This window comes from Pseudomonas sp. NPDC090752, from assembly GCF_055584805.1.
This window is the reverse complement of sequence record NZ_JBVJLI010000001.1, coordinates 510147-525512: the sequence shown is the minus strand read 5'-3', so window position 1 is coordinate 525512 and position 15366 is coordinate 510147. Positions and strand designations below refer to the sequence as shown.

The 15366-nt window shown below is 56.8% G+C and carries 12 protein-coding genes; 4 read left to right on the top strand and 8 right to left on the bottom strand.

What is annotated here, in order from left to right:
• The first annotated feature begins 223 nt into the window (after positions 1-223).
• Complete coding sequence (locus ACZ6YA_RS02240; protein WP_465895130.1) at positions 224-931, top strand: GntR family transcriptional regulator; 708 nt, start codon at positions 224-226, stop codon at positions 929-931.
• A gap of 275 nt (positions 932-1206) precedes the next feature.
• Positions 1207-1962 (top strand): SDR family NAD(P)-dependent oxidoreductase, encoded by a 756-nt coding sequence (locus tag ACZ6YA_RS02235; RefSeq protein ID WP_465895128.1) that lies wholly within the window; start codon positions 1207-1209, stop codon positions 1960-1962.
• Between the two features lie 76 nt (positions 1963-2038).
• On the opposite strand, the gene ACZ6YA_RS02230 is transcribed toward ACZ6YA_RS02235, so the two are convergent.
• From ACZ6YA_RS02230 to ACZ6YA_RS02210, 5 genes are all read right to left on the bottom strand, one after another.
• The gene (locus ACZ6YA_RS02230) at positions 2039-3682 is read right to left on the bottom strand and encodes an acetolactate synthase large subunit (protein WP_465895127.1); all 1644 of its coding nucleotides are present in this window, start codon (positions 3680-3682) and stop codon (positions 2039-2041) included.
• Between the two features lie 205 nt (positions 3683-3887).
• Positions 3888-4649 carry an IclR family transcriptional regulator gene (locus ACZ6YA_RS02225; RefSeq protein WP_465895125.1) on the bottom strand — a complete coding sequence of 254 codons (762 nt, stop codon included), beginning with the start codon at positions 4647-4649 and terminating at the stop codon, positions 3888-3890.
• 111 nt (positions 4650-4760) lie between these two features.
• On the bottom strand, positions 4761-6080 hold the full coding sequence (locus ACZ6YA_RS02220; protein ID WP_465895124.1) for an MFS transporter: 1320 nt from the start codon (positions 6078-6080) through the stop codon (positions 4761-4763).
• Positions 6081-6203: 123 nt separating this feature from the next.
• A complete protein-coding gene (locus tag ACZ6YA_RS02215) occupies positions 6204-7403 on the bottom strand; it encodes a CaiB/BaiF CoA transferase family protein (protein WP_465895123.1) in 1200 nt (399 codons plus the stop codon).
• The gene (locus ACZ6YA_RS02210; RefSeq protein ID WP_465895122.1) at positions 7400-8341 is read right to left on the bottom strand and encodes a hydroxymethylglutaryl-CoA lyase; all 942 of its coding nucleotides are present in this window, start codon (positions 8339-8341) and stop codon (positions 7400-7402) included. Before ACZ6YA_RS02210 ends, ACZ6YA_RS02215 begins: the two co-directional genes overlap by 4 nt.
• 359 nt (positions 8342-8700) lie before the next feature.
• Here ACZ6YA_RS02210 and ACZ6YA_RS02205 point away from each other — a divergent pair, with 359 nt between their 5' ends.
• Positions 8701-9627 (top strand): SMP-30/gluconolactonase/LRE family protein, encoded by a 927-nt coding sequence (locus ACZ6YA_RS02205; protein WP_465895330.1) that lies wholly within the window; start codon positions 8701-8703, stop codon positions 9625-9627.
• A 102-nt stretch (positions 9628-9729) separates the two neighbouring features.
• Positions 9730-11016 (top strand): CitMHS family transporter, encoded by a 1287-nt coding sequence (locus ACZ6YA_RS02200; RefSeq protein WP_400794518.1) that lies wholly within the window; start codon positions 9730-9732, stop codon positions 11014-11016.
• A 269-nt stretch (positions 11017-11285) separates the two neighbouring features.
• Here ACZ6YA_RS02200 and ACZ6YA_RS02195 read toward each other — a convergent pair whose 3' ends face one another.
• From ACZ6YA_RS02195 to ACZ6YA_RS02185, 3 genes are all read right to left on the bottom strand, one after another.
• Positions 11286-11906 carry a LysE family translocator gene (locus ACZ6YA_RS02195; protein WP_465895121.1) on the bottom strand — a complete coding sequence of 207 codons (621 nt, stop codon included), beginning with the start codon at positions 11904-11906 and terminating at the stop codon, positions 11286-11288.
• Positions 11907-12000: 94 nt separating this feature from the next.
• Positions 12001-14400, bottom strand: a complete 2400-nt coding sequence (locus ACZ6YA_RS02190; RefSeq protein WP_465895120.1) for a membrane-bound PQQ-dependent dehydrogenase, glucose/quinate/shikimate family — start codon at positions 14398-14400, stop codon at positions 12001-12003.
• A gap of 200 nt (positions 14401-14600) precedes the next feature.
• On the bottom strand, positions 14601-15260 hold the full coding sequence (locus ACZ6YA_RS02185; protein ID WP_108079234.1) for a TetR/AcrR family transcriptional regulator: 660 nt from the start codon (positions 15258-15260) through the stop codon (positions 14601-14603).
• Positions 15261-15366 lie beyond the last annotated feature (106 nt).

Here is a 15366-nt window from a genome sequence, read left to right as displayed (position 1 = left end):
CCGAGCACAGCTGCTTAATTTGAAATTGAAAAGCCAATAACCTGCATCAGACAGGTGTTGATCGGGGCGCCCATCCCCAATGGACTTACTCTTCAGCTATATGGATGGCCACTGTTTGACGCTTAATACTCCCTCCCCCATGCTAGGGGGACGCAAAGTCAGCAGAGACTGAAAATTATCAAGGGCTGACCTGTATGATACCGGGCAGACCAACCGAGACCTGATGATGGCAAAAGATAACGACACCGAAAGCGGCCCTCGTCGGCACAGTGGACGGTACATTTATGAAGAGCTTCGTAAGCAAATTCTGACGCTCAAGCTCAAGCCTGGTGTTCAGCTAGATGAAGTATCCCTGGCCGCCCAGTTTGGGCTCTCCCGCTCCCCCGTACGTGATGCATTGGCGCGCCTGATCACTGAAGGCTTGGTTGTCATTCTGCCCAACCGTACGACGCTGGTTACACCGTTCGAGATCGAGGAATTCCCGAACTATGTTTCAGCCCTCGACCTGATCCAGCGGGCTGTTACTCGCCTCGCGGCAACCCAGCACAGGCCGGAAGATCTACAAGCGATCCGAGATGCGGATGCGGCCTACTTGAAGGCGGTGACCACAGGCGATTTCCAAGCCATGTCGGAACTGAACAAAGCCTTCCATATGGCGATCGCTCATGCAGGTCGCAACCCCTATTTCATCACTTACTACGAGCGCCTTCTCGGTGAAGGGCAACGACTCCTGCATCTGCACTTTGATCACGTCGTCAGCTCTGCAAGCGCTCACCGCCTGGGGCGCGACCATGACGAGATGATCGACGCAATCGCAGCCCGGGATGCGGACGCCGCCGAGGCCGCGGCTCATGAACATACCATGTTGTTCCAGCGTCGCTTCCTGGACTACATGCAACAGAACCTTACTGCCCGCATGTCGGTCGGCTGAGCGCCGCAACGCGCAAAAGATGCGGCCCCCGATCACAAAAATCATGGGCCGCAGCGTCGCGTCAGCTATATCCAAACTTCTCTCTTCACCTTGCACCAGCCTGGCCGCAGGGACATTGGCATGAATGAAAACCGAGCCTGACTAGCCACTTTCATGGCATGCGGAAATCAAATTGTGCACCCTCCAAATTATTGCATGCAAACTTGCATACATGATATTCATAGCTTGAAGCGCGCCACCCCTTTCACAACAACAATCGGTGAGGTCCACGCTCAATGAACAGATTTGCTAACAAGGTAGTCATCGTTACCGGAGCAGCCGGCGGTATCGGTTCGGCAATCGTTACACGCTTCGCTCACGAAGGCGCAACAGTGGTCGTCAGCGACGTAAATCTGCAAGCAGCTCAGGCAGTGGTTGATGACTTGCAGTCCGAAGGCTACCAAGCACTGGCCATCTCGGCAGATATCAGCCAGGGGGAGGCTTGCCGCGGATTGATCAAGGACGTGCTGGCGCAGTTAGGCCGGATCGATGTTCTGGTCAACAATGCCGGCATCAACCGCCGCGGCAATCTGCTTGCGTTGAGTGAAGATGACTGGCACAGCAGCTTTGCGGTCAACGTCGACTCGATGTTTCACCTGTGCCGGGCCGTATTGCCTGCGATGATCGAAGCCGGCGCTGGGGCGATCGTCAATACTGCTTCGCAATGGGGCCTTCACCCAGCTCCCGGCCATATCGCCTACAACGTCACCAAGGCAGCTGTAGCCTCTTTTACCCAGAACCTGGCGCGCGATTACGCCCCGCATAATATTCGAGTGAATGCTGTGTGCCCTGGTGAGATCCATACCCCGATGCTTGAAGCCGGCGTGGTTCGTTCGGGTCGCACCATTGCAGACCTTGACCGAATGGTGCCGCTGGGGAGGATTGGCAAACCTGGAGAAGTTGCGGCGTTGGTGGCCTTCCTAGCCTCAGATGAAGCAGCCTTCATGTGCGGCTCATTGGTCGAAATCACTGGCGCTCAGGCCGTAGCTTGACGCTGAGTAATCGAGGCCACTCGGCAGAAGTGGCCCCTTCCCTAAACAGCGATTAACTGCCTACGAGGCACAATGTTTAGATCGACAACGCTCGTTCACGTAATTCGCTGTTCAAGATGCGGTCGTTTTCGCTGTAATCGACCGGGCAGTCGATCACATGCACGCCAGGGTTGGATATGCAGTGGTCCAGCAACGGCAGCAAGGCGTCGGCGCTTTCGACACGGTAACCATTGGCACCATAGGCTTCGGCATATTTGACGAAGTCCGGGTTGCCGTAGTCCAGACCGAAATCGGTGAAGCCCATGTTGGCCTGTTTCCAGCGGATCATGCCGTAGCCGTCGTCACGCAGGATCACCACGGTGATGTGCATCCCTAAGCGAACAGCCGTTTCCAGCTCCTGGCTGTTCATCATGAAGCCGCCATCACCGCAGACCGAAATCACCGGGCGGTCCGGGTGCACCAGGTGCGCCGCCATGGCCGATGGCAGGCCGGCGCCCATGGTCGCCAGGGCGTTGTCCAGCAGCACGGTGTTCGGCTTGTGCGCCTTGTAGTTACGGGCGAACCAGATCTTGTAAATGCCGTTGTCCAGGGCAACGATGCCTTCGGACGGCAGCACACGACGGATGTCGGCGACCAAGCGCTGCGGGTACACCGGGAAGCGGTTGTCATCGGCGCCTTCGGCGGTCTGCGCTTCGTTGGCTTCACGGATGGCCATCAGGCGGGTGAAGTCCCAGTGCGAGGTATCGGTCAGCGCTTCGCTGATCTGCCAGACGGCGTTGGCGATGTCGCCGATCACTTCGACCTGCGGGAAGTACACGGCATCGACTTCGGCGGAACGGAAGCTGATGTGGATGACTTCGGTGCCACCACGGACCATGAAGAACGGCGGCTTTTCGATGACGTCGTGGCCGATGTTGATGATCAGGTCTGCGGCTTCGACGGCGCGGTGAACGAAGTCACCCGACGACAGCGCAGCGTTGCCGAGGAAACGCGGGTGGCGCTCGTCGACCACACCTTTACCCATCTGGGTGGTGATGAACGGGATGCCGGTCTTGTCGATCAGTTGCTTGAGGACCTTGGCGGTCATCTTGCGGTTAGCGCCAGCACCGATTACCAGGATAGGGCTACGGGCTTTTTGCAGTTTTTCAACAGCTGCTTCGATGGCCACATGCTCGGCCAACGGGCGACGGTGCAGGCTGCGCGGGATCGGCAGGGCATCGGTCTGCTCGGCAGCGATGTCTTCTGGCAGCTCCAGATGCACGGCACCCGGCTTCTCTTCTTCGGCCAGGCGGAAGGCTTCGCGCATGCGCGAAGGAATATTGTCGGCCGAAGCGAACTGGTGAGTGTACTTGGTGATGGGGTCCATCATGCCGCACACATCAATGATCTGGAAGCGGCCCTGCTTGGACTTCTTGATCGGCTTCTGGCCGGTGATCATCATCATTGGCATGCCGCCCAGGTAAGCGTAGGCACTGGCGGTCACGAGGTTGGTGGCACCAGGACCCAGGGTCGACAGACTGACGCCGGTCTTGCCAGTCAAACGGCCATAAGTGGCCGCCATGAAGCCTGCGGACTGCTCGTGGCGGGTCAGTACCAGCTTGATCTTCGACTTGCGCAGGGATTCCAGCAGGTCGAGGTTTTCCTCACCAGGAATGCCGAACACATACTCGACACCTTCGTTTTCCAGGCATTGCACAACGACATCGGCGGCCTTAGCCATTTCGCTCATCACCTCAGTTGCTTCATGATTACTTAGAATTTTGTCTAGTGCTTGCACACGCCAATGCGATGCGCTGACCCCCACCTCGGCATCCCTGTCGCAGAAATGCGGAAATTTTTATAGTCAACAGCTCAGTACGAGGCGCCATTCAGAAAGCACTTATTACAGGTCAGTACGGCCAACATTGTCTTAAGCCAGAGGAGACTCAGGCTTTTGCGCTGATAGCCTGCGAATAGGGCTCAGTCGGACCACCCAAAGCAGCAGTCGCTTGCGCTGCCATTCTCAATACGGTGCCACGAACGCGTCGAATCTGCTCTGCGTTGAAGCGATCGGCGGGCCCTGACAACGTTAACGCGCCGGCCAGGACATTGCCTGCATTAAAAACAGGTACTGAAATCGCAGCGGTATCGGGGTCGCGCTCGCCGAACGATTCAGCCCAATACTGCTCACGGATGGCGTCAAGGGATCGATCAGTTGAAGAGCCAAACGCGCGAAGCACCTTACCCGATGCGCCTGCATTGATAGGGAATCGATCACCCTCATGAATGGAGACTCGCACCGATCTTTTTGGCTCAACCCGCAGCAGGACGACTCGGCTTGTCCCTTCTGAGACATAGAACGAGGATGTTTCTGCGCACTCCTGAGACAAAGCTTCAAGGATCGGCAAAAGTACATCACGCAGGTTGAAGGCACCTTGGTAAAGCTGGGCAAGCCTTAGCGGTTCGTGGCCGACAGCAAACTGGCCATCCGCCAAACGGCGCACGAAACCTGCTCGCTCCAGGGACGTCATCAAACGCAAGATCGTACTCTTGTACAAACCTGTGCGCCGCGACAGCTCGGCCAGTGGCAGGCTAGGACGATGGGCATCAAAGGCAGCGAGGATTGCAAAAGCGCGGTCTACGGCGGCGACACCGCCTGCTGAACTGTCTGCGCCGTCATCACTAGGTTGATTGCTGTTGGTAGGCATAGCATCACTATATTTTGCTTGAAAAAGGCCTGCCCGTAGGCAGGCCAGCCAGAACCACTACGTCCCAACATAGAGAATTGAATATGTCTACGCAACAGAACACCGTTCTGGTCAGGCCTCACGCATAAACATCTTGAGCACCAGTGCCATCGTCGCTGCGAAGAACAGAATGCAACCCATGACCATCAGACCAGCAGTAAAGGATTGAGTCGTCTCCTTCAGGTAGCCCATCAGGTAAGGCCCAACGAACCCCCCGAATGCACCAATCGAGTTGATGAGGGCAATACCACCCGCCGCCGCCTGGCCACTCAGGAATTTCGCCGGCAGGGTGTAGAAAATGGTTTTGGCCGAAATGGTGCCAACCAGTGCCAGAGTGATGCCGATCAGTGCTGGAATCAAAGCGCTCATCTGCAAGGCGAAGATCAATGCCAGCCCAGCGAGAACCAGAGCGATCACCAGGTTGAAGATACCTTTGCCGGTACGGTCCACATGCTTCGCCCAGAACAGCAGGCCGATGGTCGAGAAGAAGTACGGAATGGCAGCGACCCAACCAATCATGCCCAACTCGACGCCCTGAGCTTTGAGCATCTGCGGCAGCCAAATGCCGATGCCGTAAGTACCGATGGTGAAACTGAACGTGATGGAGCTGAGCACCCACACCCGTGGGTCTTTTAGAGCAGCTTTGAATGCATGACTTTTTTCGGCTTTTCCACGTTCAGCAGCCAACAGCTGGTCCAGTGCGTCACGCTCTTGAACGTTCAGCCATTTGGCCTCGCTGGGACGATTTGCAAGAACTTTCAGCGTGATCAGGCCCAGAACACAGGCTGGAAGCCCTTCGATCAGAAACATCCATTGCCAACCGGCCAGCCCGAGCGTGCCGTGCATCTGGAGCAGCCAGATAGATAAAGGTCCCCCGACAAGGAACGAAATCGGTGTGGCTACAGTGAACCAGGCGAGCACACGGGTGCGGTACTGAATCGGGAACCAAAGCGTCAGGAAGAAGATAACGCCCGGAAAGAAACCGGCTTCAGCAACGCCAAGAATGAAGCGAATGATGTAGAAGCTATAAGGCCCGACGACGAAAGCGGTTGCCGCGGCCGCTAAGCCCCAGGTAATCATGATCCGGGCCATCCAGAGCCGGGCACCAAAGCGATACATAGCCAGATTGCTTGGTACTTCGCAAAGGCAGTACCCGACGAACATGATGCCCGCACCGAGGCCGAACTGTGCAGCTGTCAGCCCCAGTTGGTCAGTCATTTGCAGTGCGGCATAGCCGACGCTCGTGCGGTCGAGATAGTTGAAGAAATACGCCAAAGCCAGCAGCGGGATCAACCGCCAGGCAGCTTTGCGAAGTGCAGTTTGCTGTATCGCAGACAAAGTCACTGGCTGTGACAAAGGGGCAGAGTTTGCTGGAGTCGTGACGTTAGCCATGACAATTTCCTCGATTTTGTTCTTATGTGCGGCCAGACGGTGTCGTCAAGGTCGATGCTTGGCCAACACCCAAATTGAGCGTTGGCATTGCACGTCCATTTGCGGCGGTCCTAACCGGACCTTTCAGGTCCGAATCAATCCAGCGGATACAAGGCTATCGATGGCAGCACTCTCGTACCCCAACTCGGACAACAACTCGCGAGAATGGCTGCCGACTTCAGGGGCAGGCAGTCGCGCCCCAAATCGCTGACCGTCCATCTCGAATGGCAACATCGGGACCTTCGTAGTCTCACCATTGCTAAGCGTCAATTCGGTGAGGCCACCTGACTCATTCAGGTGCTGATCATCGAACAGGTCTTCTGGACGCTGGATCGGTGAGAACGGCAACCCTGCCGCCTCGCACATCGACATCACCGTCTCTTTGCTCATCGATTGGAGACGTGCACGGACGATTGGCATAATTCGCTCACGCGCCTGTACCCGCTGATTATTCCGTGCAAGCGATTCGTCGTTTGCGAACTCCGCAAAGTCGAATGCCTTGCAGAACGCAACCCATTGGCTATCACTCACCACGCCCATGAAAACTTGCTGGCCTTCATCAGCCGTTTCGAAAACGTCATAGATTGCCCAGGCCGAAATGCGGCTTGGCATCGGTGCGGCAGCGGCACCCGTGACGACCTTCTGCATCATGTGTTGAGCAACAAGGAATGCGGAGTTTTCGAACAGGCCAGTTTGCACGAACTGGCCTTTGCCGGTTTCCTTGCGTTGCAGCAAAGCGGCCAGTACGGAGACAGCACTGAACATGCCGCCCATGACATCGTTGACCGATGCCCCTGCGCGCAGGGGCCGGCCCACTGGACCAGTCATGTACGCCAAGCCAGTCATCATCTGAACGACTTCGTCCAGTGCGGTGCGTTTCTCGTACGGGCCAGGCAGGAAGCCTTTCATCGAGCTGTAGATGACATCGGGCTTGATCGCTTTGACATCGTCATAGCCCAGTCCCAATTTTTCCATTGCACCCGGCCGGAAATTCTCGGTCACTACATCTGCGGTTGCTATCAGCTTTTTGACCGCAGCCATGCCCTCTTCCGACTTGATGTCGACAGCAAAGCTTTTCTTGTTGCGGTTGTAGGTCAGCCAGTAGCCTGCACCGGACCCCATAAGCCGACGCGTATTGTCACCCTCGGGAACTGGTTCCACCTTGATAACTTCAGCGCCGAGATCTGCAAGCAATAAACCGCAGGTCGGCCCCATCACCATGTGTACAAACTCAATGACACGGATGCCAGCGAGGGGCAGGTTTTTTTCTGTGGACTGGCTCATACGGCCTCCTTCGCATAGGTGAAGTTCTTACCGACGCCAGCATCTGGAATGAAGCCATACAAGGCCTCTCCCGGCAGGCCCTGACGGAGCCATTCCCGGGATGCGACCAGGCGGTCGATGTCGACACCGGTGCGCAAGCCCATGGACTCCAGCAGATAAACCAAATCCTCAGTCACGATGTTGCCGGAGGCCCCAGGAGCATATGGGCAGCCGCCAATCCCACCCTGGGAAGCGTCGAAGGTAGTTACCCCAGCCTCCAGGGCAGCGACGACATTGGCCAGCCCTTGGCCGCGTGTGTTGTGAAAGTGAGCACTTCCCGCAACGGTACCGAGTTCATTGCGAAGACGAGTGAAGACGCGACGGACTTGTGCCGGGTTGGCGTAACCCACGGTGTCTGCCAGGCCTACTTCGTCAACCCCAAGCTCGGCCATTTTCACAGCCATGGCGATGCTTTCGTCATCAGTTACTACCCCTTGGAGGGTGCAACCAAACACCGTCGACAACCCTGCTTCGATTTCGATACCGGGGAAGCGCTCGTTACGCAGAGCAACTACCGCCTTGACCTCATCGAAGACCTGCGCATGCGTCTTACGAATATTGGAGAGAGAGTGCGGCTCACTGACAGAAATCGGTAGGGTAATTTTCTGCACCCCTGCGTCAAAAGCTGCCTGGGCACCTCTGAGGTTTGGCACCAACGCAGTCACGAACAGACCAGAAATCTGGCGGGCGTGAGCGACAAGCTCAGCGCAATCAGCCATTTGAGGAAGCAGCTTGGCTGGCACGAATGAGCCGACTTCAATCTCGCGCAATCCTGACTCAGCCAGAGCAGAGATCCAACGAAGCTTCAGCTCGGTGGGCATGGTCGCTTTGATGCTTTGCAGGCCGTCGCGAGGTGCGACTTCACTGACCAATACATCGATATCTGAACCGTGGTGCATGGAGGTTCTCCTCATCGGCTGGAGAGCCTTTGGAACATTCACGCGGCAGGCCACTAGGTAGCACAGATCCGTTTTTTTATGATTGTTCTGTCAGGCAGAATGACGTTCTGTGCAATAGTATTCGCGCCATTTTGTCGCACTGTCAATCCCCACTCGTCTCCAATGAAAATCCATGCGCCTATCACATTGGTTGGAAGTTGATTGGGCTTGACAGAGCCGAGAAATTTCTAAAAAGTGTTCCATACAAAGCAACGCCGTTCCACCCAATAGAACGGCGATTACAAGAATCGCGTCGTTGAATGCTCACCCATCGCCTAAGATGGATGGAGTGCTTGCACGCCTTGCTGGAGATGCTGCCAATGAGCCTGTATGCCCCTCCTCAAGACCTCCAAACCGAGGTCTTCAGCCGTATGCCCGAGAAGTTCTGGCGCGACGGTGATTCGGATTGGGTGAGAGCCAACAAACCTGGGCAGCGCGTCACATGCTTCCTTGAAGGCCCATCGTTCGACAGAGCCGGCAATCTCTACGTGACCGACATCCCTTACGGTCGAATTTTCCGCGTTTCGCCAGCAGGTGAATGGGAACTAGTGGTTGAGTACGATGGCTGGCCGAACGGGTTGAAAATCCATGCCGATGGCCGGATCTTCGTCGCCGACTACAAACGCGGCATCCTGCTGCTAGATCCCGTCAACAGGTCCATTGAGCCATTCCTCACCCACCGCCGCAGCGAAGGTTTCAAGGGCGTGAACGACTTGTTCTTCGACCACGCAGGCCACCTCTACTTCACCGACCAAGGCCAGACCGGCATGCATGACCCGTCGGGCCGTGTATTCCGATATGACTTGCAGCAGCAGCGCCTGGACTGTCTGATCGACAATGCCCCGAGTCCGAACGGCCTGGTGATGGACGTAAAGGAGCAAGCGCTGTTCGTTGCCATGACCCGCGGCAATGCCGTTTGGCGCCTGCCCATTCAGAAAGATGGCAGCACGACCAAAGTGGGGGTCTTCACACAGATGGCGGGGGGTGTCAGCGGTGCAGATGGCATGGCACTTGATGCCGAGGGCAATCTCTACGTCTGCGATGCTGGCAACGGATGTGTCTGGGTATTTGACCCGCATGCAGTACCGCTATACCGGATCAGGGCATGCTCAGCAGGCAGAACCGTCACCAACCTGGCTTTTGGCGGTGACGGCAACCGCACGTTGTTCATCACCGAATCGGCCACTGGCCACATTCTGAAAGCAGTTTTGCCACACGCCGGAAAGCCGCTTTTCTCACACGCATGAACTGATACCCGGAAACGTCTGCGCGCAGCCGCGTAGGCCTTCGTTCGTCCGCAGGATGAGCGCAAAAGTCTTCACTATAAAACAGATAAAACGAGGGACTTCATGATCACGATCCTGAGCTACAGCATGATCGTCTGCTTCATGTACCTGATCATGTCAAAGCGGCTCTCCCCGCTAGTAGCGCTGATTCTGGTACCGATTGCTTTTGCTTCTGCTGCCGGTTTTGCCGCCGACCTGGGCCCGATGATGTTCGACGGCCTGAAGATGCTCGCCCCTACCGGCATCATGTTGACGTTCGCAATCTTGTACTTCTGCATGATGACCGATGCCGGTCTCTTCAACCCGTTGATCGAAACCGTGCTTCGGGTGGTCAAGGGAGACCCGCTGAAGATCGTCCTTGGCACTGCCGTACTGGGTATGTGCGTGGGCCTGGATGGTGACGGCGCAACTACCTACATCATCACCACCGCCGCCCTGCTGCCGCTCTATCGGAGGACCGGCATCCGCCCACAGGTAATGGCGACCGTACTGCTGCTGACGATCGGCGTGATGAACATCCTCCCGTGGGCGGGCCCGTTCTCACGTGCTGCCAGCGCCATGCATGTCGACATCACCGAGCTGTTTGTCGAGATGCTGCCAATCATGCTGGCCGGCCTGGTTTGGGTACTTTTCGCGGCAGTCATGCTAGGCCGCCAAGAGCGCAGGCGGCTGGGCGTTACTCAGATTGATCTGGAACAGCTGATTGCCGAACTGGAACAATCCAAGCTGACTGGATGGCGGTTCGCTTTCAGTGCCCTACTCACCATCGCGCTTATTGCCCTGATGATGGTGAACATCATGCCGTTGCCTATCCTCTTCATGATCGCATTCGGCTTGGGCCTGGTGGTTAACTACCCTACGCTGAAGGCGCAAAAGGAAGTGATCGACAAATATGCAGGTAGCGTTCTCTCGGTGACTTTGCTGATCTTCGCCGCCGGTATCTTTGTCGGAGTGATGTCCGGCACCGGCATGATCAAGGCCGTTTCCGACAGCCTTGTGCAGATCATTCCCGACTCCACGGGGCATTACATGTCCGTGTTCACCGCCTTTATCAGCATGCCGTTCACATACATACTCACCAATGACGCGTTCTATTTCGGTATCTTGCCCATCCTCGCCGAAACGGCAGCGCATTACGGAATCGACGGGAAAGAAATGGCCATTGCCGGGCTGATCGGCCAGCCGGTTCATCTCTTGAGCCCGCTGGTAGCATCGACCTATCTGCTCTGCGGCCTGCTGAACGTGGACTACGGCGATAATCAGCGTGCCTCGATCGGCTGGAGTATTGGTACATGCATGGTCATGTTTCTTGCCGCTATCATCTTCGGCTCAATTACGGTTTTTGCTTGAGAACCTTGAGCGCAGAGCATCCTGCCGATCGAGATCGGCAATATGAAGTGGCTATCTAGTAGGTAGCCGCGACTCGACTGCTCACAAGGCAAACGAGAATTTTTAAATTGATGGCTTCGACCCCGGGTGCCACAAGCCCCGCAGGAAAAAGCTCTTGAGTTAATGCTCATACCTCGTAGCAAAAGGCCTCCACGCTCGCCCCCACGCAGGGCGAGTGTGGCTCAGCCTCTAACTTCGGCGGTCTGTCGGCCCGCTTAATTCTACTGGTATCAGCTTCGACTCAATGCCAGCTTGGCAGCGAATGCCATGAATATGGCACCCGTCGTGCGATCCATCCAGCTGATCACCGAATCACGACGAAGCACTGTAGCGAATGTTTCGGTCATGCTGATCAGCACCAGCGACCAGATCAGGCCAAGCACTACATGGATGCTGACTAGCCCGAAGGTCCAGGCAATCAACGGCTCACCCTGGGGAATGAATTGCGGTAGAAAAGAGACGTAGAAGATCCCGACTTTGGGATTCAAGACATTTCCCAGCAACCCTTTCATAAACCAGTTAGACCGCGAATCTGCTTTGGCATTGCCTTCGACCAGCGTGCGTCGGGGGCGCATCAACATGCCCAATCCCAGGTAAAGCAGATAAGCCGCGCCGCAATATTTCAACAGGCTGTAGGCTAATTCGGATACGGCGAGCAAGGCACCTAGGCCGAAGGCAACCGCCGCCCCCCAGAGCAAACAACCGGCATTGATACCGACCGCGGCTCGCATCGCCTGCCCGCGGCCTTCGACAGTCGCCGTTCTGAGAATAAGCGCGGTGTCCAGGCCGGGGGTGAGGGTCAGCAAGGTAGCTGCGAAGGTGAACGCTATGAGGTTGTCCGTATAAGGCATGGATGTCACCGATAAAAATGTCTGGCCAGAAAAAAGCAACGGCCCAGATCATAGCTTCATGATCTGGGCCGCTCGCAGCTTGCTATAAAGCCGCTTAGGGCAGCGTATAGGCAATCACACTGTCACTTCGCGTATCGGAGTGCGGCGAACCGCCTGCGAAAATTACCACGTACTGTTTACCGGTCTTCTCGGAACGGTAAGTGATCGGGCCGCTCTGGCTACCCGCTGGCAGACGCGACTTCCACACTTCTTCACCAGTACGGCTGTTGAAAGCCCGCAGGTAGAAGTCCTGGGTGCCAGCGAAGAACAGCAGCCCCGACTTGGTTGCCAGCGAAGGGCCGAGGGTCGGCATGCCCAGAGGCAGTTTCAAGCCAGTGGCGATGTTGAGAGGACCAGTGTCCTGCACCGTGCCGACCGGCACTTGCCACACCAGCTTCTTGGTCTTGAGGTTGATAGCCGACAGAGTACCGAAAGGCGGCGCCTGGCACGGCACACCCAGCGGCGACATGAAGCGCTCGCGCCAGGTGCCGAACGGCGTGCCCTTCTGCACGATGATACCCATGCCCTCGCTGCTGCCAGTGCCCGGCGGGATGTCCTTGGCCGGCACCATGTTGTAGTGCAGGCCCAGGCGCAGATCGTTGACGAACATCAGGTGGGTGGTCGGGTCCACCGACGCGCCGCCCCAGTTCATGCCACCCAGCGAGCCTGGGTATTGGATTGCCCAATCTTCACCTGGTGGGGTGAACACGCCATCGTAGCGGCTGGATTTGAAGATGATCCGGCACATCAACTGGTCGAACGGCGTGGCACCCCACATGTCCGACTCTTTGAGCACTTCGTTGCCGATGTTCGGCATACCCACGGAGTACGGCTGGGTTGGCGAATAACGCTCGCCAGGCAGATTGCCTTGCGGTACCGGGCGCTCTTCGATGTCAGCCAGCGGTTTGCCGTTGGTGCGGTCCAGCAAATAAATCATCCCGGTTTTCGAAGTAACCGATACCGCCTTGGAGACCGAGCCGTCATCGTTGGGGATGTCGTAGATCAGCGGTTGACCGGTGACGTCGAAGTCCCAGATGTCGTGGTGCACGGTTTGGAACGACCATACAGGACGGCCGGTGGAGACGTTGACGGCAACGATGGAAGAGCCGTACTTGTCGTCAGCTTCGGTACGGAAACCGGCCCAGAAGTCAGGGGTGGCGTTACCAGTTGGCAGGTAGACCATGCCCAGCTCGGCATCATAAGACGCTGCGACCCACACGTTAGGAGTGCCGCGGGTGTAGCCCTCTGGCGACAACGGCTCGCGCGTCACCTCAGGGTTGCCCGGGTCCCATGCCCAAACCAGCGTACCGGTAACGGCGTCGAAGGCGCGAACGACGCCCGGTGGCTCGTTGGTTTCGAAGTTGTCGATCACGCGACCGCCGACGATGACCAGGTTGCCCGCCAGCAATGGAGTCGAGGACTGCTGGTAGTAGCCTGGATTGACTTCACCCATGCCGGCCTTGAGATCAACGGCGCCATTGTCGCCAAAGTTGGCCACCGGCTTGCCGGTGTGCGCATCGATGGCCATCAGGCGACCGTCACCGGTCGGGAAGATCAGGCGCTGCGGGCTCACCGAGGCGTCCAGCGCTGCATCAGCGGCCACGCCTGGCACGTCAGCCACTTTCTTGGCCGTAGTTGCATCGAAATAGGCCATGCCGCGGCAGCGCTGATAGGTGGAGTTACCTTTGCCCGCCGCGAATCGCCAGTTTTCCTTACCGGTGTCGATGTCGTAGGAAATCACAGTGCTGTAGGTGGTGCAGACATACAGGCTGTCACCGATTTGCAGCGGTGTGTTCTGGTCCTCAGCGTCGCCCAACCCAGGCACAACAGCCTCACCTGTGTGAGCTGTCCAAGCGACCTTCAGGTCTTTGACGTTTGCCGGAGTGATATCGCCTACACGCGAGAAGCGGGAACCATGGGTATCACCGGCCCATGCTTTCCAATCACCTGGTTCTTTGTCGCCTTTTTCGACAGGCACATCATTCGCGGCGGCAACTGACTCAGCGTCACGGATGACATTCTTTGGCTCAAATGCGCTGACGGCAGTGATTACAACCCCTACCGACGCCGCAGCGCCCAAGGCCACGCCTGTAATACGAGCTTTGCGCGACGGAGTGAACAGCGGTACGGAGAATGCTACCGCGGCACCGATCATTGCGAATGCCAACACCCGAGATAGCAGCGGCCAGAACTGCAAGCCAACGTCCCATAGCGCCCAGACGACGGTATAGAGCACCGCAACCGCGATGAGCAGCACACCCAGCGAGCGACGACGGACGATGAGCCCACCCGCTGCAACCAGCATGAGGCCAGTAATCAGGAAGTACCAGCTTCCCCCCAACCAGGCCAACCACCCGCCGCCACCGATGAAATAGAGGCCCGCTAACAAAATTATCGTGCCGAGAGTCGCGAGCCATACGCGTCCCAAGCGACCCGGATTTACACCGTTTACCACTTTTACGTCCTTCCTAGATTACGAAAGGACAAATTGTCGCATGCATACAGTGCAGCACACAAATGGGAAGACCGAGCTGCGCACAGATATTTCGATTTATTTCGGTTTAGTCAGACCCGGAGAGCGGGCCACGGGTATGCGCATCACGACCAGAGTCGTGATGTGCGCGCAATTCACCATTTGATTGGACTAGGAAGGGGTCAGGCTCGTGGGCCCAGATCGCAGAGATAACTCATAATCACATCCGACGCGTGCTTCAAGCGGGATGCCTTGCGCTCGGGCGAATCCAGATCGACGCCCAGGACGTAGGAGAGCGTGTAGCGATTGGTGATGAAATATGCACCAAGACCCGAGATTGAAACGTATAGATCAACCCATTCCGCATCCTGGCGAAAGACACCTTGCTCCTTGCCCTGCTCCAAGATTTCCGAGAGCGCCGCCCGCAGGGGGTTGAACATCTGAGAAATCACAGTCGATTTTCGGATGTGAGCGGCCTTGTGCAGATTCTCCGTCGACAGCAGCAGGTGAAAATCAGGCTGATCAATGAAATGCTGTACCGTTTTCTGCACCAATTCTCGCATGTCGCGTACGGGGTCGCCTGACAACGACAGCTCATTTTGCCTACCACGCATCGCACCGTACGCCCGTTCCATCACCTCGATGAACAAGCCCTCCTTGCTGTCGAAGTAGTGATAGATCAGATTTTTGCTGATTTTGCAGGTCAGCACGATTGCCTCGATGCTCGCCCCGTCGTACCCCCGCTCCGCAAACTCACGGGTAGCCACCTTCAAGATATTTTCTTTCGTTAGAGCGGCATTGCGAGTTCGCGGCTTAGCAACCGTCTGAGCGTCATCTTTCATGCTGCGGCAATCCTCTGTGTAGCCATTCCTGGCGAGTGTATCAGCGGCTCCGCCGCGAAACATTCTTCCTTGCATACCCATTTGACACGGGCCCGATTTGATTCTA

Coding starts and splice junctions, on each gene's coding strand:
- ACZ6YA_RS02240 (WP_465895130.1), top strand. CDS start 224: ATGATGGCAAAAGATAACGACACCGAAAGCGGCCCTCGTCGGCACAGT.
- ACZ6YA_RS02235 (WP_465895128.1), top strand. CDS start 1,207: ATGAACAGATTTGCTAACAAGGTAGTCATCGTTACCGGAGCAGCCGGC.
- ACZ6YA_RS02230 (WP_465895127.1), bottom strand. CDS start 3,682: ATGGCTAAGGCCGCCGATGTCGTTGTGCAATGCCTGGAAAACGAAGGT.
- ACZ6YA_RS02225 (WP_465895125.1), bottom strand. CDS start 4,649: ATGCCTACCAACAGCAATCAACCTAGTGATGACGGCGCAGACAGTTCA.
- ACZ6YA_RS02220 (WP_465895124.1), bottom strand. CDS start 6,080: ATGGCTAACGTCACGACTCCAGCAAACTCTGCCCCTTTGTCACAGCCA.
- ACZ6YA_RS02215 (WP_465895123.1), bottom strand. CDS start 7,403: ATGAGCCAGTCCACAGAAAAAAACCTGCCCCTCGCTGGCATCCGTGTC.
- ACZ6YA_RS02210 (WP_465895122.1), bottom strand. CDS start 8,341: ATGCACCACGGTTCAGATATCGATGTATTGGTCAGTGAAGTCGCACCT.
- ACZ6YA_RS02205 (WP_465895330.1), top strand. CDS start 8,701: ATGAGCCTGTATGCCCCTCCTCAAGACCTCCAAACCGAGGTCTTCAGC.
- ACZ6YA_RS02200 (WP_400794518.1), top strand. CDS start 9,730: ATGATCACGATCCTGAGCTACAGCATGATCGTCTGCTTCATGTACCTG.
- ACZ6YA_RS02195 (WP_465895121.1), bottom strand. CDS start 11,906: ATGCCTTATACGGACAACCTCATAGCGTTCACCTTCGCAGCTACCTTG.
- ACZ6YA_RS02185 (WP_108079234.1), bottom strand. CDS start 15,260: ATGAAAGATGACGCTCAGACGGTTGCTAAGCCGCGAACTCGCAATGCC.